This window comes from Diaphorobacter oryzae DSM 22780, from assembly GCF_059568935.1.
In genome coordinates this window covers 53,188-74,082 of the sequence record NZ_JCANUL010000014.1, presented here as the reverse complement: position 1 = coordinate 74,082, position 20,895 = coordinate 53,188, and the positions used below count along the sequence as shown (strand labels likewise).

The following is a 20,895-nucleotide window of genomic DNA, read 5'->3' as shown; positions in this document are numbered from 1 at the left end:
CATTCCCCTGCAATTTTGGAGTTTTGCGTGAGCTTTCGCCCAGACCACGATCTGGCCGGCACCGTGGCCCGGCTGTTCATCCATCCCGTCAAGTCGTGCGCCGGCATCGAGGTGCAGCAGGCGCTGCTGACCGAGACCGGCCTGGATCTCGACCGCGCCTGGATGGTCGTGGACGCGCAGGGCGTCTTTCTGTCGCAGCGCGAGCTGCCCCGCATGGCGCTGATCCGCCCCCAGCTGCGCGGCGACGACATGGTGCTGTGCGCGCCGGGCATGCTGGCGCTGCATGTGGCGCTGGACCGCGTCGAGCAGCCGGCCACGGTGCAGGTGTGGAGCGACACCGTGCCCGCCTGGGACATGGGGGCGCTGGCGGCGCAGTGGTTCTCGGACTTCCTGGGGCGGCCCTGTCGCCTGGTGCGCTTTGACCCCGACCACCGGCGCCTGTCCAGCCTGAAGTGGACCGGCGGCGTCGAGGCGCCCACACAGTTCGCCGACGGCTTTCCCATTCTCGTGGCCAGCCAGGCCTCGCTCGACGGGCTCAACGAGCGCCTGCTGGCCGCGGGCGATGCGGCCGTGGGCATGGAGCGCTTCCGGCCCAACCTGGTGATCGCCGGCGTGGAGGCGCATGACGAGGACCGCATCGACGACCTCTTTATCCACACCGCCAGTGGCGAGGTGCGGCTGCAGCACGTAAAGCCCTGCACGCGCTGCCCCATTCCCGACATCGACCCCGCCACCGCCGAAAGCCATCCGGCCGTGGGCGACGCGCTGCGCCGCTACCGCCAGGACGCGCGCATGGGCGGCGCCATCACGTTCGGCATGAACGCCATCGTGCGCGAGGGGGCGGGGCTGCTGCTGCGCGTGGGCCAGCCCGTGGCCGCCAACCTGCGGTTCGACTGAGCCTCGTAGAATGGCGGGTTTGTCTTCCGAACTTACGAGAGCCCTGCCATGAGCCTGAAATGCGGCATCGTGGGCCTGCCCAACGTGGGCAAGTCCACCCTCTTCAACGCCCTCACCAAGGCCGGCATCGCCGCCGAAAACTACCCCTTTTGCACCATCGAGCCCAACACGGGCGTGGTGGAGGTGCCCGATCCGCGCCTGAATGAGCTGGCCGGCATCATCAACCCCGAGCGCATCGTGCCGGCCATCGTCGAGTTCGTGGACATCGCGGGCCTGGTGGCGGGCGCCTCCAAGGGCGAGGGCCTGGGCAACCAGTTCCTGGCCCATATCCGCGAGACCGACGCCATCGTCAACGTGGTGCGCTGCTTCGAGGACCCGAACGTGATCCACGTGGCGGGCCGGGTCGATCCGATCTCGGACATCGAGGTCATCCAGACCGAGCTGTGCCTGGCCGACCTCGGCACCGTCGAGAAGGCGCTCAACCGCTACAGCAAGGCCGCCAAGTCGGGCAACGACAAGGAAGCCGCCAAGCTCGTGCAGCTGCTCACGCCCATCCAGGCGGCGCTGAACGAGGGCAAGCCCGCGCGCACCGTGCCGGTGAGCAAGGAAGACGCGCCGCTGCTCAAGCCCTTCTGCCTGATCACGGCCAAGCCGGCCATGTTCGTGGGCAATGTGAGCGAGGATGGCTTCGAGAACAACCCGCTGCTCGACCGCCTGAAGGAATACGCCGCAGCCCAGAATGCGCCCGTGGTCGCCATCTGCGCCAAGATGGAAGCCGAAATGGCCGAGATGAGCGACGAAGACCGCGACATGTTCCTCGCCGAGATGGGCCAGAGCGAACCCGGCCTGAACCGCCTGATCCGCGCGGGCTTCAAGCTGCTGGGCCTGCAGACCTATTTCACCGCGGGTGTGAAGGAGGTGCGCGCCTGGACCATCCATGTGGGCGACACCGCGCCGCAGGCGGCCGGCGTGATCCACGGCGACTTCGAGCGCGGCTTCATCCGTGCGCAGACCATCGCCTTCGACGACTTCATCCAGTACAAGGGCGAGCAGGGCGCCAAGGACGCGGGCAAGATGCGCGCGGAAGGCAAGGAATACATCGTCAAGGATGGCGATGTGATGAACTTCCTGTTCAACGTCTGACCACCGGGGCTGGTTCCGCAGCCTGCCGGCAGCCGCATCGAATTGCAGACAGGAGTCCAGACATGGGGGTAAAGCCGTCGCCGCACGCCGTGATGGAGGTGCGGCGCTTTCAGGCAGGGGACTTTGCCGCCTACCGGCGCTGGTACGCGGACCCGCTGCTGGACCGGCATCTGGGCCCCATGGATGACGAGTGGCTGGCGGATGTGCTGGCCGACACCAATGGCGAGGAATGGGCGGTACTGGCCGATGGCGTGCTGCTGGCCGTCGTCGGGCTCACGCCCGACCCGGAGGTGGGTTGCTGGGTGATCACCGATTTCGCCGTCGATCCCCGGCGCCGCGGCCAGGGCTGGGGGCGGCGCGCCTGGCAGGCGCTGTGCGCGCTGCCTGCCCTGAAAGCACGCCCGCACTGGCGTGCCTACGTGGCCGACGACAACCCGCAGGCGCAGGCCTTTTTCGAGGCGCAGGGCTGGCGGCGGCTGGAGGCGCTGGGCATCGAGGACGGCCTCTGGACCTACTGCTGGCAACGCGCCGGGGCCTTGGCCGGGTGCGGTACGGCTCCGGCATAGGGCGCGCGAAAGCAGGAACCGGCCTGGCGCAAGTGGGGTGCCGGCGACGGTACCCGCTGGGAGGCGCCTGGCGACCGCGTCACCAGCCTGCGGCTTGAGGATTCAAGCCAAAAGCGGCTCTGGCGCCCTGTGTATAAGCGCTAGCAGCTATCAAATTTGAAGTGATTTCGCACGGCGTCATGGTGGACGCCGTGTGCCTATGGGCGCAGAAAGGGCAGCGGCACCTCGGCCGGGATCGGGCAGGTGTAGGGCTGGCCCTGCCGGCGCTCCAGCAGCTCCGCCTTGGCCTGGGCGATCAGCCCGGGTTGCCGCACCAGCTCGATGGCCGTCGCCGTGAGCACCCGTGCGGCGCGCACCATGCCGGCGTGGGCCAGGGCCGACTGACCCTGGGACACCATCTGCCACGAATGCAGCGGTGTGCCGAAGGCGTAGCAGGCCACCCAGGCCTGGACCGTGGGGGTGATCCAGCTCACGTCGGCCACGTCGGTCGAGCCGAACATGGTCTCGCTGGCCGCGGGATCGTAGGGGGCGACGCCCTCGAACACCGCGGGGACCTTGCCGCGCAGCACGCTGGCCAGCGGGCGGCTGACCGCGTCAATGTCGTTCGGGCTGAGCGTGGCCTGGAAGCCCGCGGCCTTGCCCTGCACGCCGGCGTCCACCGCCAGCGCGCCCTCGGCCTGCAGTTTGGCGTACAGCACCTGGTTGAGCGTGGTGTTCTGCAGCAGGTTGGAGCAGGCCTTGTCGAAGACGATCTCGACCCGGCAGTCGGTCATCAGCGCGGCGCCGTGGGCCACGTTCTGCACGCGCTCGTACAGCTCGGCGGCCTCGTGGTTCTGCGCGGCGCGGATCAGGTAGAGCACCTCGGCGCGGGCCTGCACCACGTTGGGCGAGAGCCCGCCCGAGTCGGTCACCGCGTAGTGCACGCGGGCGTCCGACGGCATGTGCTCGCGCAGGTAGTTCACGCCCACGTTCATGAGTTCCACCGCGTCGAGCGCGCTGCGCCCCAGGTGGGGCGAGTGCGCGGCGTGCGAGGCCTTGCCGTGGAAGATGAACTTGGCCTGGACGTTGGCCAGCGTGCTCTGGCTGAACACGCCCGTGAAGCTGGCCGGGTGCCAGGTGAGCGCGGCGTCCACGTCGTCGAACACGCCCGCCCGCGCCATGAAGGTCTTGCCCGAGCCGCCCTCCTCGGCCGGACAGCCGTAGTAGCGCACGCGGGCCTTCTCGCCCGTGCCTTGCAGGTGGGCCTGCAGCGCAATGGCCGCGAAGTGGGCCGAGGTGCCCAGCAGGTGGTGGCCGCAGCCATGGCCGGCCAGGCCGGGGCTGTCCACCGAGGGCGTGCAGACCAGGGCGCCGCTTTGCTGGTTGAGGCCTGAGAGCGCGTCGTACTCGCCCAGGAAGGCGATCACGGGGCCCTCGTCGCCCCACTCGGCCAGGAAGGCCGTGGGGATGCCGGCCACATCGCGCGTGATGCGAAAGCCGGCGCTGGCCAGCGCATCCATGTGCAGCTGGGCCGAGGCGGTTTCCGCATAGCGCAGTTCGGCCAGCGACCAGATCCGGTCGGCCAGCGCGGTCATGCGCGGTGTCTCGCGCGTGAAGAAGTCTTGCAGGATGCTGTTCATCGGCAATGCTTGGAAGTGGCTTGGCTTACTCGGGCTTCACGCCGGCCTTGTCCAGCAGGACCTTGTGGCGCTGCGTCTGGGCCGTGATCTGGGCCGCGAACTGGCTTGGGTCCATGTCGGAGGGGGCCGCACCCAGGGCCTTGAGGCGCTTTTGCACCTCGGGCAGATGCACCGCCTTCACCGCCGCCGCCTGCAATTGCTGGACGATGGGGGCGGGCGTGTTCTTGGGCGCGACGATGCCGAACCAGCTGATGCCCAACTGGTTGAGGTCGTTGTAGCCCAGCTCCTTGAAGGTGGGGACGTCGGGCAGTTCAGGAGAGCGGCTGTCGGCGGCCAGCACCACGGGAATGAGCTTGCCGCTCTTGATGTGCGCCAGGGACGAGGGCAGTTGGTCGGGCATGACCTGCACCATGCCGGCCAGTGCGTCGTTGAGGGCGGGGCCGTTGCCGCGGTAGGGCACGATCTGGATGTCGGTCTTCAGGGTCTCGTTGAACGACGCCAGCATCAGATGGCCCAGCGTGCCCAGGCCGGGCACGGCGCCGCTGATCTGCTTGGGCTGCGCCTTGAGCTTTGCCAGGAAGGCGTCGAAGCTGTTCACGCCCAGGCTGGGGTGCACCAGGTACACCGAGGGCATGGTGACCAGATTGGCCACGGGGGTGAGCTTGGCGACCAGGCCTTCGGCGCGGGTGAAGAGCGACGGGTTGATGGTCATGGTGCTGACCGTGGCCATGCCGATGGTGTAGCCGTCCGGTGCGGCCTGGGCCACGGCTTCGGTGCCGATCAGCCCGCCCGCGCCGGCCTTGTTGTCCACCACGATGGACTGGCCCAGCGTCTTGCGCATGCCTTCGGCCACCACGCGGGCCACGATGTCGGTGGATCCGCCGGCCGCAAAGGGCACGACCAGCTTGATGGGCTTGTTGGGGTAGGCGTCGGCGGCCTGCGCACCATGGGGCAGCGCCAGGGCGGCGCCTGCGGTCAGGGTGGCAATGGCCAGGGCCTTGAGGCTCAGGCGTCGGGCGATGGGGCGGGTGGTGCGCATGGTGGGCATCCTTGGGTTCAAGCGCCGAAGCGCGAAGCGGTGGGGTATGCGTGAGGCGGTGCATCTCATGCACGCATTGCATGTGCGGCGACTATAGAAACAATGCCAATGCCGGGGGCGCCGTTTTTGGGGCGAGATATAAGCAGATCCGATGACTGCCCCCGTCCAGTCGACAATGAACGATGTACCGTGAGTGCCCCATGCGTGAATTCACTAGCTTCCCGGAAGGCCGGGTCCTGTTCTCGCGGCTGACCAAGCATGTGCGCCTGCGCCAGCTGCAGCTGCTCCTGGCGCTGCAGCAGGGCTGCTCCATCGGCAAGGCGGCCGCCCACCTGGACATGAGCCAGTCCGCGGCCACGCAGGCGCTGGCGGAACTGGAGCGCGTGCTGGACATGCGGCTGTTCGAACGCCATTCCCGCGGCATTCGCCCCACCCAGGCGGGCCAGGCGCTCATCGATGTGGTGCGCAGCGTGATGCGCGAGCTGGAGGACGTGTCGGAGACGCTGGCCGCGATCCGGATGGGTGCCTCCGCCGCGCTGCGGCTGGGCGCCATTCCGGCGGCCGCGCATTCGATTCTTGCGCCGCTGCTGGCGCAGTTCTACGCGCAGCGGCCGCAGGTGCATGTGGATGTGCAGGAGGGGGTGGGCGACCGGCTGCTGTCGCTGCTGATCAGCGGCGGTCTGGACGCCGTGTTCTGCCGCCGGCCCGCGCTGCTGTCCGAGGGCTTTGTCTTCGAGCCGCTGCTGTCCGACGAGGCGGTGTTCATTGCGGCCGGCACCCATCCCTTGGCAGGGGACCGCCAGGTGCCTCTGGCCGCGCTGAGCGATGCCCGCTGGGTGCTTCCCACGTCCAGCATCGCCGTGCGCGACCTTTTTGAGCGCGAGGTACTGGCACAGCTGCCGCAGGCGCAATGGTTTCCCGTGTCCACAGTGTCGCTGCCGGTGCTGGAGGGGCTGCTCAGCCATCCCCATGCCGTGGCCCTGGTGCCGCGCAGCATCGTGCCCGGTCTGAGCCATGCGCGTCCGGCCAGCGGCGTCTGTGTTCTGGATGTGCGGGTCGACCGGGCGGCCTATGCGCTGGCCGATCTCGGCGCCGTGTACCGCCGCGAGGCCGCGCCTGCGCTGCTGCTGGAAATGCTGAGGCTGTGGCGCGATCATGGCTCGGCGTTGCCGTAGCCGTTGTGGGTGCCGCGGCGGCTGCGGGGGCTCTCGCGGGATGCCGTTCGCTGGCACCGTGCTTCTGCTATTTTCTCTGCCTTCGATTGTTGGTGAGCGCAACGCGCGCAGATGAAAGTTACAGGGATGACAACGCAACAACAGGGCGCACCGGCGCGCTCCTCGGAGGCCCAGGCCTCCCCCACCCCGGACGGCACGACGCAGGACTGGATGCTCGAGGACATGCGCAACGGCGAGATCTTCTTTGCCTCGCCCGCGCTGCAGCAGCGTTCCTATGGATTGCAGGGCGCCGTGTGCAGCCATGAGGCCGTGAGCGCCGAGGGCATTCGGCGGCTGTTTGCGCGGGCCGGCGAGGCCGGGATTGCCGCACCGGTGATGTTCGGCCTGGTGCCTTTCGATACGGCGCGCAAGGCCAGTTTCACCATCCCCGCGCAGCTGCGCGCTGCGCCCGTGCCCGCGCGTGACGCGGCTGCGTCATCCGCACCTGTGGCGGGCGAGAGGCCGGCGGTGGTGGCGCGCCAGCCCGTGCCGGCCCCCGAGGTCTATGGCGACATGGTGCGCAAGGCGCTGGGGCTGTATGCCGAGGGCGGCGTGAGCAAGATCGTGCTGTCGCGCGCGATGGACGTGGAACTCGACGCGCCCATCGACTACGCCCAGGTGCTGCGCGACCTGCTGCGCCGCAACGCCCACGGCTACACCTTCGCTGTGCCGGCCTGGACGGAGGGCGCCACGGACGCGCCCGCGGCCATCATGCTGGGCGCCAGCCCCGAGCTGCTGGTGCGGCGCGAGGGCGACAAGGTGTTCATCAATCCGTTGGCGGGGTCCATTCCGCGCCATGCGGATCCGGAGATCGACAAGGCCCGCCGCGAAGGGCTGGCGGTGTCCGAAAAAGACCTGCGCGAACACGGCTACGTGGTCAGCGACATCGTGCGCATCCTGCGCGAGCATTGCGACGACCTGGAGGTCCCCGAGGGCCCTTCGGTCATCGGCACGGATGCGCTGTGGCACCTGTCCACCTTCATCACCGGCCGCCTCAAGAACACTGCGATGACGGCGCTGGAGCTGGCCTGCGCCCTGCACCCCACGCCGGCCATCTGCGGCTTCCCCACGGCGACGGCCTTCGGGCATATCCAGGCGTTGGAGCCTTTTGACCGCGAGTACTTTGCCGGCCTGGTGGGCTGGCAGCGCGAGGATGGCGACGGCGAATGGGCGCTGACGCTGCGCTGCGCCCAATACGATGGCGACCGCCGCCTGCGCCTGTATGCGGGGGCGGGCACCGTGGCCGGCTCCGATCCGGACAGCGAGATCCGCGAGACCGCCACCAAGATGGAAACCTTCATGCGCGCCATCGCGTAAGCACGGACAGGGATTCACTATAGAAAAAAGGCCTGCCGGCAGTCGCCGGGCAGGCCTTTGTCTTGTGCGCCGAGCGCTCAGTTCTCGTTCAGTTTCAGGCGCTTGATGAGGGGCGACCAGCGCTGCAGCTCTTCGGCCATGTACTGGCCGAAGGCCTCGGCGGACATGGGCGCGGCCTCCATGTGCATGGTCTTCAGGCGCTGGGTGACCTCGGGCGATGCCAGGGCCTTGGTCAGCGCCGCGTTCAGCTTGGTCTTGACCTCGGCGGGAATGCCCGCCGGCGCCACGAAGCCGATCCAGCCCGAGCCTTCCACGCCGGGGTAGCCCAGCTCGGCCACGGTGGGCGTGTCGGGCAGGAAGCTCAGGCGCTTGGCGGCCACGGCCGCGATGGCGCGCAGGCGGCCGTCCTGCACCATGGGCATCACGGCCACGGGGGGCAGCGCGGCAAACTGCGTGTCGCCGCCCAGCAGGGAGGTCACGGCGTCGGGCGAGGACTTGTAGGGCACATGAAGGGCCTTGCCGCCCACGCGGTCCAGCAGCAGTTCCACGGCCAGGTGGGACACGGTGCCGGCGCCGGTGCTGGGGAAGTTCAGCTTGGCGCCGGGCTTCTTCATCTCCGCCACCAGGTCGGCGAGCGATCGGACGGACGAATGGGCGGGAACCACCAGCACGTTGTACTGGTGCACGCCCAGCGTGAGCGGCGTGAGGTCCGTCACCGGGTTGTAGGGCAGGCTCTTGTAGATGACCGTGTTGTTCACCAGGGGGCCGGTGATGGAGACGCCAAAGGTGTAGCCGTCGGGCTTGGACTTCGCGATGTAATCGGTCCCCAGGTTACCGCTGGCGCCGGGCTTGTTCTGCACCACGATGCTCTGCTTGAGGGTCTTGCCGGCCTCCTCGGCCACGGCGCGGGCCATGGTGTCGGGGCTGGAGCCTGGGCCAAACGGCACGATCAGCGTCAGGGGTTGCTTGGCGGGCCAATCGCTGCCCTGGGCATGGACGCTGGCCAGCAGGCCCACCGACAACATGGCAGCCAGGCTGGTCTGGACTATTTTTTTCATCTCCAAGGATCTCTCTCAAAGTTCAAAGAAAAGAGGGGCCGATCGAGTGTATCAACAGCCTTTGCCGTGCATCCATGGCCGGCGGGGCGCTGGGTGAGGGGGTCTCGCGGGGTCAGGGCTTCCAGTCGCCCGGCACCAGATACAGCAGGCCGCCGGTCATGGTGGTGTAGCGAAAGAGCTTGCCGATGGCCATGTACAGCAGGCAGGGCCAGAAGGGCAGCCGCAGCCAGCCGGCCACGGCGCACAGTGGGTCGCCGACGACGGGCAGCCAGCTCAGCAAACAGGTCTTGGCGCCCCAGCGGCGCAGCCACACGCGCACGCGGCGCTCGATGCGGGTGAGTTCGCGTGGGGGCTTGCCGGCGGCCTCCACCGCCTGGCCCGCGCGGCGGCGCCTGCGGGCGGCGTCCCAGGCCTGGTGCGCGCCCAGGCCCATCCACCAGCTGACGGCGCCGCCCAGCGTGTTGCCTGCCGTGGCCACGAGCACGGCGGGCCAGAACAGTTCGGGGTTGAGCTTGACCAGGCCGAACACGGCCGGTTCGGAGCCCAGCGGCAGCAGCGTGGCCGAGACGAAGGCCACGACGAACACCGTGCTGAGGCCGAACTGCGGCAAGGCCAGCAGATCCAGCAGCTGTTGAATCCAGATTTCCATAGCGGGCTAGGAGTGTAGGGCGTGTGTTGCCCGGCTTGCCGGCGGTGAACATGCGCAGTCGCAGTGCAGTCTTTTCATTTGCTGAAATTTTGGGCAGGTAGAATCCGCCCCTTCGCCCCTCCCCCCTCGCGCACCAGTACCGTCCATGCAGATCGGCCATATTCCATTGGCGAATCGCCTGTTCGTCGCCCCCATGGCGGGCGTGACGGACCGCCCCTTCCGCCAGCTGTGCAAGCAGCTGGGCGCGGGCTACGCGGTGAGCGAGATGGTGACGTCGCGCAAGGACCTGTGGAACAGCCTCAAGACCTCGCGCCGCGCCAACCATGAGGGGGAGCCCGGCCCGATCGCGGTGCAGATCGCCGGCACCGATGCGGCCATGATGGCCGAGGCCGCGGTCTACAACATCGACCGCGGCGCCGAGATCATCGACATCAACATGGGCTGCCCGGCCAAGAAGGTCTGCAACAAATGGGCCGGCTCCGCCCTGATGCAGAACGAGGCGCTGGCCGTGGAGATCGCCGAGGCCGTGGTGGCCGCCTGCGCGCCGCGGGGCGTGCCGGTCACGCTCAAGATGCGCACGGGCTGGTGCCAGCAGCACCGGAACGCCGTGCAGCTGGCGCGTGCGTTCGAGGGCGTGGGCATCCAGATGCTCACGGTGCATGGCCGCACGCGCGAGCAGGGGTACAAGGGCCAGGCCGAGTACGACACCATTGCGGCCGTGAAGGCCGCGGTGCGCGTGCCCGTGGTGGCCAATGGCGACATCACCTCGCCCGAGAAGGCGCGGGAGGTGTTCGCGCACACGGGGGCCGACGCGATCATGATCGGCCGCGCGGCGCAGGGCCGGCCGTGGATCTTCCGCGAGATCGGCCACTACCTCGCCACGGGCGAGCACCTGGCGCCGCCGCTGGTGGCCGAGGTGCGGCGCCTGCTGCTGGACCACCTGCAGGACCACTACGGCCTGTATGGCGAGGCCAGCGGCGTGCGCAGCGCGCGCAAGCACATCGCCTGGTACGTGCGCGCGCTGCCGGGCGGCGAGGCGCTGAGACAACATATCAACACCATGGAGGACTGCGCGGTGCAATGGCAGGCCGTGGCCGACTATTTCGACGCCCTGGGTGCGCGAATGGACCGGCTGGCGCCCGCGTGCGACGACGCAGGCCCGGAATCGAGGGAACCGATGCATGAGCAGGAACAGTATTGAACAGAGCGTGCGCGAGAGCCTGCAGGGCTACTTTCGCGACCTGGACGGCGAGACCCCGGATGGCGTGTACGACATGGTCGTGCGCCTGGTGGAAAAGCCGCTGCTGGAAGTGGTGATGAGCCACGCCGACAACAACCAGTCCCGCGCGGCCGAATGGCTGGGACTGAACCGCAACACGCTGCGCAAGAAGCTCGTGGAGCACAAGCTGCTCTGACGATGCTCCTAAAAACATAGTATTTGGCGCTTGATACATAAGCGCCAGGGCCGAATTTCAATTCAAACCATCACAACCGCCATGAACGCACTCCTCTCCGTCTCCGACAAGACCGGCATCGTCGAATTCGCCCGCGCGCTGCACGCCCTGGGCATCCGCCTGCTGTCCACCGGCGGCACCGCCAAGCTGCTGGCCGATAGCGGCCTGCCCGTCACCGAGGTGGCCGAGGTCACGCAGTTCCCCGAGATGCTCGACGGCCGCGTGAAGACCCTGCACCCCAAGGTGCACGGCGGCCTGCTGGCGCGCCGCGACCTGCCCGCCCACATGGCGGCCCTGAAGGAGCACGGCATCGACACCATCGACCTGCTGGTGGTGAACCTGTACCCGTTCGAAGCCACGGTGGCCAAGGCCGGCTGCACGCTGGCCGACGCCATCGAGAACATCGACATCGGCGGCCCGGCCATGGTGCGCAGCGCCGCCAAGAACTGGAAGGACGTGGGCGTGGTCACGTCCGCCGACCAGTACGAGGCCGTGCTGGGCGAGCTGAAGGCCGCCGGCCAACTGAGCGACAAGCTGCGCTTTGCGCTGTCGGTGGCGGCGTTCAACCGCATCGCGCAGTACGACGGCGCCATCAGCGACTACCTGTCTTCCGTGCAGTTCGAGGCCGAGAAGCTCTCCGAGGAGTACGTGCCCGAGCGCAACCTGTTCCCGGGCCAGAGCAACGGCATCTTCACCAAGATCCAGGACCTGCGCTACGGCGAGAACAGCCACCAGCAGGCCGCGCTGTACCGCGACCTGCAACCCGCGCCCGGCTCCATCGTCACCGGCGTGCAGCTGCAGGGCAAGGAGCTTTCGTACAACAACATCGCCGACGCCGACGCCGCCTGGGAATGCGTCAAGAGCTTCAAACTGCCGGCCTGCGTGATCGTCAAGCACGCCAACCCCTGCGGCGTGGCCGTGGGCACGAGCGCGCTGGAGGCCTACAGCAAGGCCTTCCAGACCGACCCGACCAGCGCCTTCGGCGGCATCATCGCCTTCAACCGCCCGGTGGACGGCGCGGCCGCCCAGCAGGTCAGCAAGCAGTTCGTCGAGGTGCTGATGGCCCCCGACTTCACGCCCGAGGCGCTAGAGGTGTTCAAGGCCAAGGCCAACGTGCGCCTGATGAAGATCGCCCTGCCGGTCGCCGGCGGCACCACCGCCTGGGCCCAGGGCCGCAACCTGATGGACGCCAAGCGCGTGGGCTCGGGCCTGCTGCTGCAGACCGCCGACAACCATGAGCTGCAGCTGCCCGACGTGAAGGTGGTCACCGTCAAGCAGCCCACCCAGGAAGAGATGCAGGACCTGATGTTCGCCTGGAAGGTCGCCAAGTACGTCAAGAGCAACGCCATTGTGTTCTGCAAGGGCGGCATGACCATGGGCGTGGGCGCGGGCCAGATGAGCCGCCTGGACTCGGCGCGCATCGCCAGCATCAAGGCCCAGGCCGCGGGCCTGAGCCTGCAGAACACCGTGGTCGCCAGCGACGCCTTCTTCCCCTTCCGCGACGGCCTCGACGTGGTGGTTGATGCGGGCGCCACCTGCGTGGCCCAGCCCGGCGGCTCCATGCGCGACCAGGAGGTCATCGACGCGGCCAACGAGCGCGGCGTGGCCATGGTGTTCACGGGCGTGCGCCACTTCCGCCATTGATCGGTCGTGCGATCCACAAGCATCGCAGGGGCAAAGCGCGACAGGTCTGCGTGGTGGCTGTCTCCGGCCGCGCAATGGACGGCCTGCGTGCTGCTGCCCGCGCTGGCCTGCGTGGGCTTGTATGCGTTCAAGCAGCAGCCAGCGGTGCACCGCAAACCCCTGCCGGAACCCGTGCATATGGTGGAAGGCCTTCAATGGGGCATCGATTCCGCCCGCTTGGAGAGCGGCGTCTACCATGTGACGGGCTGGGTTGCAGAGCCGCAGAATGACAGCTTCTGGCTTCATCCGCGCATCGTGCTGCAGGGGGCCGACCCCGGCCAGTTCATGGAGCTGCGTGCCAACATGGTGCCGCGTCCGGATATCAATGCCGCACTGGGCGGGGAGCGAAATATGGCATTCAGCGGGTTCCACGCGGTGGCGAAAGAGACCCATGTGGCGCCGGGACCGTGGCGCGTGCTGCTGTCGGTGCGGCGTGGCGGTGAGCGTGTACTGATCGACACACACACCTCACTCCCGGGGGCGTAGGTGCGGCAGTCATTCTCCTGGGGCGCAGTGTCCCCGGCCAATCGCATCCTTCTGGCTTTTGCATTGGCGTTGCTGGGAATCCTGGCCACCCGCGGGCCGCTGTCCTGGGGCGATGACGCCATGTACCTGCAGGCCATGAAGGACCGGTCGCTTGCGGACTACCTCTCGGAGCGGTATCGGACCTGGTCCGGCAGGACATTGATTGATGCGGTGACGCTCGTTCTGCTCCAGCAGGTGTGGATCTGGCGCTTGCTGACGCTGGCATGCCTGCTGGTCGTGGTGCGGTTCATGGCGCGCTATGTGCGTGGCGAGGGTCAACCGCAGCTGCTGGCCTTCATCTGTTGCGGGCTGTTCCTGGTTCACCGTGAAGTCCTGCGCGACAGCGTCTGGTGGATGACCGGGTCGTTCAACTACCTGTGGCCTTTTGCGGCGGGGCTGGTGGTGCTGATGCCGTTTCTGGAGACGCCATCGCGGGTGCGCAGCTTCGTGTGGTGCGTGCCGGCTGCCCTGTATGCAGGCTCCCAGGAGCAGATGGGCTTGCTGATGCTGGGCTTTCAGTTTCTCCTGGCGTATCGGCTGTATCGCGATCGCCAATTGCGCTGGGGCCATGGGCTTTTGATGCTTGTCGTGCTGCTGGCCTTCCTGGTGGTGCTGCTGGCGCCCGGCACGCAGTCGCGCTACGAAGTGGTCACCCGCTATTGGTTCCCCGAATATGCGGATTGGACCGTGGGGGAGCGAGTGATCGCCGGCCTGGATTTGGCGTTCGGCCACATCTTCCACAAACGGAATCTTCTGGGCTGTCTGCTGGTGCTGCTGCTGGCATTGCTGGTGCTCCGGCGCTCGACCTCATGGACGGTACGTGCGTTGGCGATCGTTCCGGTGGTGGTGCAGTTTGCGCCACGGATGCTGGTGCCGCTGGCGGAGTCCGTGAGCGGTGAGGAACACTTCCTGGTACGGATGTGGGGCTATCAAACGCCCCCGGGCGGCGGCGGGTATGCGGCCCATGGCCTGGGGAACTTTGCAACGGCACTGGACCCCGCGTTCTACGTCCACTTCTTTCTTGTGATGTGCGGCACGCTCTGCATGGCGGCCAGCCTCTACAACGCGGGTGTTCGGGCGCGCTACGGTTCCCGGCTCGGTGTGGTCGTGGTGTTCGCTGCGGCGGTTGCGTCTGGGGCCGTGATAGGCATGTCTCCCACCTTGTATGCCTCGGGGCCGCGCGTGTTCTTTTTTCAGGACATGCTCATGCTCATGCTGACGGCATTGGTGTTTGCCGATATGCCTACCGAAGTGATGCGGCGGCGCCTGTTGGTGGCGGTCTGGGGGCTGGTCTTGGTGGCCGTCTGGACGACCGTCAAGCATTTGCTGAAGTACTAGGAAGCGTGATGCGCAGAGGTGGTGACATGGAACCAGGAGTGGACGACGACGCGCCCCCGCCGCGCCCCCGCTGGCTCGGCTGGGCCATCGTGGTCTTCATGGCGCTGGTGGTGCTGGGCGTGCTCAATGTGGGCTGGCGCATCCTGCAGCCCGGCGCGGCCACGGTGGCGCTGGACGCTGTGCAGCAGGCCCGCCCGGAATTGGCGGCCGGCAAGGCCCTGGTGGAGGGGGCGGACTGCATGCGCTGCCACGGGGTGGAGCGGTATTACGTGGGCCCGCCGTTCGCGCAGATCGCGGCGCGCTATGCGGGCCGCGCCGATGCGCCCGAGTACCTGGCGCGCAAGATCCGCGAGGGCAGCGTGGGTACCTGGGGTCGCACGATCATGCCGCGCCATCCGCAGATCACCGAGGCACAGTCGCTGCAGATGGCGCAGTGGCTGCTGGCCGTACCGCCGGCCGTGCAGTCCGAGTGATGGCCGCAGTCACTGCATAAAAGATAGCTGCTGGCGCTTTGTGGACGGGCGCTGGAGGCCAAAAACACTCGAAACGCCTGGCGCTGCGCCAGACAACGCCATCAGCCCTGCACCAGCACCCCTGGCGCGCCGGCCTTGACGGCCAGCGCGGCGTCGGCGCGGGCCGTGAACTGGCGGCTGGCGATGGTGTTCACGTACACCCACTGCGCACGGCATTCGGCGGCGGTGGCCGTCACCACCATGTAGCCGCGGCGCGAGGTGTCGCAGTACTTGAGCGGCTCCACCAGCTGCAGCAGCGCGGCCGACAGTGTGGCCGGGTCTTCGCCCGGCAGGTACTCCTCGAAGCCGGGCGAGCTGACCGATGAGGTGGCGAACTCCACGCCCACGGCGTTGCCGTGCATGTCCTGCAGCTCGCTGGCCCAGGCGTTGTGCGTGTCGCCGGCCAGCACCACCAGGTTCTTGCGCAGGGCACGGGCCATGCCCAGCACGGTTTCGCGCGCGGCCTGGTAGCCGTCCCAGGCGTCCAGGTTGTAGGGGATGGAGGGCTGGGCCAGGATGGCCTGCTCCTCGGGCGTGAGCGTGGCGGGCGCCGTGCGTGCCTTGGCGACGATGGCCGCATAGCGCGAGACGGTCACGCCGCTGCCGGGGCGCAGTGTCTCCATGAGGATGGGCGCGGGGATGTTCATGCGGCCCATCAGCACCTGCTGGCCCAGCACCTGCCAGGTGGCGCCGGAGGCGGCCATCTGCTGCTGCAGCCACTGCGTCTGGGCCGTGCCCAGCAGCTGGCGCGTGGGGCTGCCCACGGCGGCGGTGAAGCCGGCGGCGTCGAAGCCCTCGGGCTTGAAGAAGGCGGCGTAGTCGATCGGTTCGTCGCGGCCCACCACGCGCGTGTCCAGCATGTGCAGGGCCAGCAGGTTGCCGAAGGCGAAGCTGCGGTAGATGCTGTCCGGCTGCGCGTTGCGGGTGGGCATCCACTCGTGGTAGGCCTGCAGCGCGGCGGCCTTGCGCGCGGCGAAGGCGCCCTCGGTGGCGCTCTGGTGGTTCTCGGCGCCACCGGCCCAGGCATCGTTGGCGATCTCGTGGTCGTCCCACACGGCGATCATGGGGGCGGCGGCATGCAGGGCCTGCAGGTCGGCATCGCCGCGGTACTGGGCGTGGCGCGTGCGGTAGTCCTGCAGCGTGAGGATCTCGCCCGCCGGCTGCGACAGGCGGCCGAGCTGTTCGGCGTTGCCCGAGGCATAGCCGCCGCGGCCGTATTCGTAGAGGTAGTCGCCCAGGTGCACGGTGGCGTCCAGGTCGCTGCGGCGGGCGGCATCGGCATACACGTTGAAGTAGCCGGCCGGGTAGTTGGCGCACGAGAACACGGCCAGCTTCACCTGGGCCACGCTGCCCGTGGGCAGCGTGCGGGTGCGCGCCGCGGGCGAGCGGGTCTCGAACGCCGTGAAGCGGTAGTGGTAGGCCGTGGCGGGCTGGAGGCCGGTGGCGTCCACCTTCACGGTGAAGTCGCGCGCCGCGCTGGTGCGCAGCTCGCCGCGCGCGACGATGGTGGCGAAGGCGGCGTCGCGGGCCACTTCCCATTGCACGGGGATGTCGCCGGTGAAGCCCGCGGGCGGGGTCACGCGGGTCCAGAGCATCACACGGTCGGCCAGCGGGTCGCCGCTGGCCACGCCATGGGCGAACTGCACGGCGGGCGCGTCGTCGTCACCGCCGCCGCAGGCGGCCAGGGGCAGGGTGCCCAGCGCGGCCGCGCCCAGCGTGAGCTGGCGCACGAAGCGGCGCCGGCCGGTGTCGGAGGGCGGCGTGGCGCCGGCCTGCAAAAGGTTGGTGAGGGGCTTGGTGTCGTCGTGGCGCTGCATGGCGGGGCGTGGTCAGGGGTGAAGCCGCCAAGGCTCGCCGGGTCGCGTGACAGGCTGATGAAGCCGTGTCGCCCAGGCGGCATCGCCCGGGTGCCGCCATGCCCCCCGGCCGCGGCGGGGCATGGCGATGATTTGTGGTGTTTTAGGGCTCTAGCGCTTTCGTATCAAGCGCTGTAAGCTATTGATTTTATAGCTTCTTGAACACCTCGCGCGCCACGGCCACGGTGTCGGCGATGTCCTGGTCGGTGTGGGCCGCGCTCACGAAGCCGGCCTCGTACAGCGCCGGGGCGATGTACACGCCGCCGTCAAGCAGGCCGTGGAACAGGGCGTTGAAGCGCATGCCGTCGGTGTTGAGCACCGCGGGGTAGTTCTGCGGCAGCTGCGGCAGCAGGAAGAAGCCGAACATGCCGCCTTCGGAGTCGCCGCAGAAGGGCACACCGGCGGCGCTGGCGGCGGCGCCCAGGCCGTCGACCAGCGAGCGCGTGCGTGCGGCCAGGGCGTCGTAGAAGCCCGGCTTGGCGATCTCGCGCAGCGTGGCCAGGCCGCAGGCCGTGGCCACGGGGTTGCCCGACAGCGTGCCCGCCTGGTACACCGGGCCCAGCGGCGCGAGCTGCTCCATGACAGCGCGCGAGCCGCCGAAGGCCGCCAGCGGCATGCCGCCGCCGATGACCTTGCCGAGCACCGTGATGTCTGGCTTGAAGCCGGGGATGGCCTGGGCGTACAGGCTCTGCGCGCCGCCCAGCGCCACGCGAAAGCCGGTCATGACCTCGTCGATGACCAGCAGCGCGCCGTGCTGCGTGCACAGTTCGCGCGCGCGGCGCATGAAGGGCACGCTGGCGCGCACGAAGTTCATGTTGCCGGCGATGGGCTCCATGATCACGCAGGCGATGTCCGCGCCGTGCAGGGCAAAGGCCTCCTCGAGCTGGGCCACGTCGTTGTATTCCAGCACCTGGGTGTGCTGCACCACCTCGGGTGGCACGCCCGCGCTGGTGGCATGGCCGAAGGTGGCCAGGCCCGAGCCGGCCTTGACCAGCAGCGAGTCGGCATGACCGTGGTAGCAGCCGTTGAACTTGATGATCTTGTTGCGTCGGGTGGCGCCGCGCGCCAGGCGGATGGCGCTCATGCCGGCCTCGGTGCCGGAGCTGACGAGGCGGATCATCTCCATCGAGGGCACGTGGCGCAGGATCTCCTCGGCCAGCTCGACCTCGCGCTCGGTGGGGGCGCCGAAGCTGAAGCCTTCCAGCGCGGCCTTCTGCACGGCCTCCAGCACCGCGGGATGGCCGTGGCCCAGGATCATCGGGCCCCAGGAACCGATGTAGTCGATGAAGCGCTGGCCGTTGGCATCCCACATATAGGCGCCCTGCGCCCGCTCTATGAAGCGCGGCGTGCCGCCCACGGCGCGAAAGGCGCGCACGGGCGAATTCACGCCGCCGGGGATGAGCGCCTTGGCGCGTTCGAACAGGGAGTGGTTGCGATCAGTGCTGTATGTCATGGGGTGGGATGTCGAAACCCTCCGGACCGGCGGGGGGCTCCTCGTCATTGTCGTCATCGTCGGGCTGGGCCCAGAACATGCGGTCGGGCAGCACATGGCCCATGCCGGGGCGGAATCCGTTCTCCAGGCAGCCATCCAGGTAGGTGAGCGCCTCGCTCGTGGCCTCGCCCAGGTCGCTGCCGCTGGCCACGAGGGCGGCCAGGGTGGCCGACAGGGTGTCGCCCGCGCCGATGAAGGTGACCTCGAAGCGCTCGAAGCGGCCGCTGCCGAGCACGGATTCGGCCGAGGCGAGCACGTTGTCGATGCGCTGGTCCGCCGCGGGGATGCCCGTCACCAGCAGATAGGGCACGCCGCTCTCCGAGGCGGCCGCCGCCAGATCGCGGGCCGAAGGGGCGCGGTCGCTGCTCCAGTCGGGCAACAGCCAGCGCCACAGGGTGCTGTGGTTTCCGACCAACACCGAGGCCTGGGGCAGCAGCAGCTCGCGGAACGCGTCGTGGTACTGGTCGATGAGGTCGTCGCGCCACCAGGACAGGTCGGGCATGTAGGCGATCACCGGAACCTCGGCATAGTCGGCGGCGATTTCGGCGATGGTGCTCAGGTTTTCGGGGCTGCCGACGAAGCCGACCTTGATGGCCTGCACGGTCATGTCCTCGAGTACGGCGCGCGCCTGCTCGGCCACGGTATCGTCCTCGAAGGCGTAGTGGTCGAAGATCTCGGCGCTGTCGCGTGCGTAGGTGCCGGTGACCACCGGCAGGGGATGTCCCCCGACCGAGGCCACGGCCGCGATGTCGGCCGTCAGGCCGCCCGCGCCGCTGGGGTCGTTGGCATTGAAAACCATCACGCAGATGGCGGGCACGGTGGATTCGCCATCATCCGCCGCCATACCCGGATTATCCGGTGATGAAAGAGTATTCGGTCTCATGTGAGGGTGCCAGCGTAACCGGTGGCACGAAAGCTGCATCCTGCAGTGATGACTAGATACAATCGTTGCATTCTATGTGAAGGCCCCTTAAGCTGTGACGGACCCTAGAACTTGGATGTGCTTGATTTGCGGTTGGATATATGACGAGGCTGCGGGTTCGCCAGAGCACGGCATTGCACCAAGCACCCGCTGGGAGGATGTCCCCATGAACTGGACATGCCCGGAATGCGGCGCACGCAAGGAAGACTTCGAGATGGTCGAGATTTGAGGCGCGGCTCCTGCCTGCGTTGTTTAACGTTCCCATCAGGAGCAGTGAGAAATTGGCTACGACGACAACCGGTTCCACCTTCAGGGTGCTTGTGGTGGACGACAGCAATACGATCCGACGCAGTGCCGAAATCTTCCTCAAGCAGGGCGGGCACGAGGTTCTGCTGGCCGACGATGGCTTTGATGCCTTGGCCAAGGTCAATGATTACCGGCCTCAGCTGATTTTCTGCGACATCCTGATGCCCAAGCTGGATGGTTATCAGACCTGCGCCATCATCAAACGCAATGCGCACTTCGCAGATACGCCGGTAGTGATGCTTTCATCCAAGGATGGGGTTTTCGACAAGGCTCGCGGCCGTATGGTCGGCTGCCAGGAATATCTCACCAAACCATTTACCAAAGACCAATTGCTGCAGGCAGTGCAGCAATTCGGCAATGCGCAATAAGGAGTTTTGTAATGCCGATTCAGAAAGTGCTGGTCGTTGACGACTCGAAGACCGAGTTGATGTTTCTGACCGACTTGCTGCAGAAGAAGGGCATGCAGGTTCGCACGGCCGAGAATGCGGAGGAAGCCTTCCGCCGTTTGGCTGAGGAAAAGCCGGACCTGATTCTCATGGACGTCGTCATGCCGGGCCAGAACGGCTTCCAGCTGACCCGCGCCATCACCCGTGACCCGCAGTACGCAGACGTGCCCATCATCATGTGCACGAGCAAGAACCAGGAAACGGACCGCGTATGGGGCATGCGTCAGGGCGCACGCGGCTATATCACCAAGCCGGTCGATCCTGCAGAGCTGCAGGCCAAGATTGATGCGCTGAACTAAGGCTGCACCGTCTCCATGGCCAATCGCGAAGCCCTGAAAGAGCTCCAGACACGACTCGCCGCACGCTTGCAGGCGGCAAGGGGTGAGGGGGTGTCTGTTTCGTCCTGGCTGGCCGTGGAGTCGGCCGGTCGGCATTTTCTCCTTCCCCTGGGACAGTCCGGGGAAATCTTTCCCTGGGGCGGGGTTCAGTCCGTCCCCTACACCCAGCCGTGGTTCCTGGGCGTGGCCAATCTGCGCGGCTCGCTGACGGGCGTCGTGGACCTGGCGGGACTGCTGGGCGCCGAGCAGGTGCGTTCGGAGCAGGCGCTTTCCGAGTCCAGCCTGCTGGCCCTGAATGGCGCCCTGGAAGTGAATGCGGCGCTGCTCGTGGACCGGTTGTCCGGCTTGCGCGGCACGGAGGCGTTTGTCGCATCCGAACCGCCAGAGGACGAGGCGCCACCGTATTTCGGCAGCACCTATCTCGATTCGCAGGGCACGCGCTGGCAGGAGCTGAACCTGCAGGCCCTGTCCCAGCACCCCGAGTTTCTCAGCATCAGCGCTTGATTTTTTCTGTAAGGCAG

22 protein-coding genes are annotated in these 20,895 nt (G+C 67.8%); 15 read left to right on the top strand and 7 right to left on the bottom strand.

Features of this window, described 5'->3' with window-relative positions:
• Positions 1–27 precede the first annotated feature (27 nt).
• The 3 genes from BP68_RS17385 (at position 28) to BP68_RS17375 (ending at position 2,606) form a co-directional block, all read left to right on the top strand.
• The gene (locus tag BP68_RS17385) at positions 28–897 is read left to right on the top strand and encodes an MOSC domain-containing protein (RefSeq protein ID WP_496374090.1); all 870 of its coding nucleotides are present in this window, start codon (positions 28–30) and stop codon (positions 895–897) included.
• 48 nt (positions 898–945) lie between these two features.
• Positions 946–2,040: a redox-regulated ATPase YchF gene (gene ychF, locus BP68_RS17380; RefSeq protein WP_496374088.1), complete on the top strand. Its 1,095-nt coding sequence runs from the start codon at positions 946–948 to the stop codon at positions 2,038–2,040.
• Between the two features lie 62 nt (positions 2,041–2,102).
• Entirely contained in the window at positions 2,103–2,606 is a 504-nt protein-coding gene (locus BP68_RS17375) for a GNAT family N-acetyltransferase (RefSeq protein WP_496374086.1), read from the top strand.
• 197 nt (positions 2,607–2,803) lie between these two features.
• Here the strand turns inward: BP68_RS17375 and BP68_RS17370 are convergent, their stop codons facing one another.
• The gene (locus BP68_RS17370) at positions 2,804–4,225 is read right to left on the bottom strand and encodes a M20 family metallopeptidase (RefSeq protein WP_496374084.1); all 1,422 of its coding nucleotides are present in this window, start codon (positions 4,223–4,225) and stop codon (positions 2,804–2,806) included.
• A 25-nt stretch (positions 4,226–4,250) separates the two neighbouring features.
• A complete protein-coding gene (locus BP68_RS17365; protein WP_496374082.1) occupies positions 4,251–5,264 on the bottom strand; it encodes a tripartite tricarboxylate transporter substrate binding protein BugE in 1,014 nt (337 codons plus the stop codon).
• Positions 5,265–5,464: 200 nt separating this feature from the next.
• Here BP68_RS17365 and BP68_RS17360 point away from each other — a divergent pair, with 200 nt between their 5' ends.
• Both BP68_RS17360 and BP68_RS17355 read left to right on the top strand, forming a co-directional pair.
• Positions 5,465–6,439, top strand: coding sequence for a LysR family transcriptional regulator (locus tag BP68_RS17360; RefSeq protein ID WP_496374080.1), 975 nt, complete (start codon positions 5,465–5,467; stop codon positions 6,437–6,439).
• A 126-nt stretch (positions 6,440–6,565) separates the two neighbouring features.
• A complete protein-coding gene (locus tag BP68_RS17355) occupies positions 6,566–7,795 on the top strand; it encodes an isochorismate synthase (protein ID WP_496374078.1) in 1,230 nt (409 codons plus the stop codon).
• A gap of 77 nt (positions 7,796–7,872) precedes the next feature.
• On the opposite strand, the gene BP68_RS17350 is transcribed toward BP68_RS17355, so the two are convergent.
• Both BP68_RS17350 and BP68_RS17345 read right to left on the bottom strand, forming a co-directional pair.
• Positions 7,873–8,853 carry a Bug family tripartite tricarboxylate transporter substrate binding protein gene (locus BP68_RS17350; protein ID WP_496374076.1) on the bottom strand — a complete coding sequence of 327 codons (981 nt, stop codon included), beginning with the start codon at positions 8,851–8,853 and terminating at the stop codon, positions 7,873–7,875.
• Positions 8,854–8,965: 112 nt separating this feature from the next.
• Entirely contained in the window at positions 8,966–9,490 is a 525-nt protein-coding gene (locus BP68_RS17345) for a YqaA family protein (RefSeq protein ID WP_496374141.1), read from the bottom strand.
• 157 nt (positions 9,491–9,647) lie between these two features.
• On the opposite strand from BP68_RS17345, the gene dusB reads away from it, so the two are divergent.
• The 6 genes from dusB to BP68_RS17315 all read left to right on the top strand — a co-directional run bounded on the left by dusB (position 9,648) and on the right by BP68_RS17315 (position 14,975).
• Positions 9,648–10,703, top strand: a complete 1,056-nt coding sequence (dusB, locus tag BP68_RS17340) for a tRNA dihydrouridine synthase DusB (protein ID WP_496374074.1) — start codon at positions 9,648–9,650, stop codon at positions 10,701–10,703.
• A complete protein-coding gene (locus tag BP68_RS17335; RefSeq protein WP_496374072.1) occupies positions 10,684–10,917 on the top strand; it encodes a Fis family transcriptional regulator in 234 nt (77 codons plus the stop codon). The genes dusB and BP68_RS17335 overlap by 20 nt, the downstream gene beginning before the upstream one ends.
• 81 nt (positions 10,918–10,998) lie before the next feature.
• On the top strand, positions 10,999–12,600 hold the full coding sequence (gene purH, locus BP68_RS17330) for a bifunctional phosphoribosylaminoimidazolecarboxamide formyltransferase/IMP cyclohydrolase (RefSeq protein WP_496374070.1): 1,602 nt from the start codon (positions 10,999–11,001) through the stop codon (positions 12,598–12,600).
• An 87-nt stretch (positions 12,601–12,687) separates the two neighbouring features.
• Positions 12,688–13,125 (top strand): hypothetical protein, encoded by a 438-nt coding sequence (locus BP68_RS17325; RefSeq protein WP_496374068.1) that lies wholly within the window; start codon positions 12,688–12,690, stop codon positions 13,123–13,125.
• A 27-nt stretch (positions 13,126–13,152) separates the two neighbouring features.
• The gene (locus tag BP68_RS17320; RefSeq protein ID WP_496374066.1) at positions 13,153–14,502 is read left to right on the top strand and encodes a DUF6056 family protein; all 1,350 of its coding nucleotides are present in this window, start codon (positions 13,153–13,155) and stop codon (positions 14,500–14,502) included.
• 26 nt (positions 14,503–14,528) lie between these two features.
• Positions 14,529–14,975: a c-type cytochrome gene (locus BP68_RS17315; protein ID WP_496374064.1), complete on the top strand. Its 447-nt coding sequence runs from the start codon at positions 14,529–14,531 to the stop codon at positions 14,973–14,975.
• A gap of 101 nt (positions 14,976–15,076) precedes the next feature.
• Here BP68_RS17315 and BP68_RS17310 read toward each other — a convergent pair whose 3' ends face one another.
• The 3 genes from BP68_RS17310 to thiD all read right to left on the bottom strand — a co-directional run bounded on the left by BP68_RS17310 (position 15,077) and on the right by thiD (position 19,206).
• On the bottom strand, positions 15,077–16,831 hold the full coding sequence (locus BP68_RS17310; RefSeq protein ID WP_496374062.1) for an alkaline phosphatase D family protein: 1,755 nt from the start codon (positions 16,829–16,831) through the stop codon (positions 15,077–15,079).
• A 187-nt stretch (positions 16,832–17,018) separates the two neighbouring features.
• Positions 17,019–18,323, bottom strand: coding sequence for a glutamate-1-semialdehyde 2,1-aminomutase (hemL, locus tag BP68_RS17305; protein ID WP_496374060.1), 1,305 nt, complete (start codon positions 18,321–18,323; stop codon positions 17,019–17,021).
• Positions 18,307–19,206, bottom strand: coding sequence for a bifunctional hydroxymethylpyrimidine kinase/phosphomethylpyrimidine kinase (thiD, locus tag BP68_RS17300; protein ID WP_496374058.1), 900 nt, complete (start codon positions 19,204–19,206; stop codon positions 18,307–18,309). Before thiD ends, hemL begins: the two co-directional genes overlap by 17 nt.
• A gap of 133 nt (positions 19,207–19,339) precedes the next feature.
• Here thiD and BP68_RS17295 point away from each other — a divergent pair, with 133 nt between their 5' ends.
• The 4 genes from BP68_RS17295 to BP68_RS17280 are packed head-to-tail and all read left to right on the top strand — an operon-like array spanning position 19,340 to position 20,878.
• Entirely contained in the window at positions 19,340–19,513 is a 174-nt protein-coding gene (locus BP68_RS17295; protein ID WP_496374056.1) for a rubredoxin, read from the top strand.
• A gap of 52 nt (positions 19,514–19,565) precedes the next feature.
• Positions 19,566–19,958: a response regulator gene (locus BP68_RS17290; protein ID WP_496374054.1), complete on the top strand. Its 393-nt coding sequence runs from the start codon at positions 19,566–19,568 to the stop codon at positions 19,956–19,958.
• An 11-nt stretch (positions 19,959–19,969) separates the two neighbouring features.
• Positions 19,970–20,335, top strand: a complete 366-nt coding sequence (locus BP68_RS17285) for a response regulator (protein ID WP_011806674.1) — start codon at positions 19,970–19,972, stop codon at positions 20,333–20,335.
• Between the two features lie 15 nt (positions 20,336–20,350).
• Positions 20,351–20,878 carry a chemotaxis protein CheW gene (locus BP68_RS17280; RefSeq protein ID WP_496374051.1) on the top strand — a complete coding sequence of 176 codons (528 nt, stop codon included), beginning with the start codon at positions 20,351–20,353 and terminating at the stop codon, positions 20,876–20,878.
• Positions 20,879–20,895: the final 17 nt, after the last annotated feature.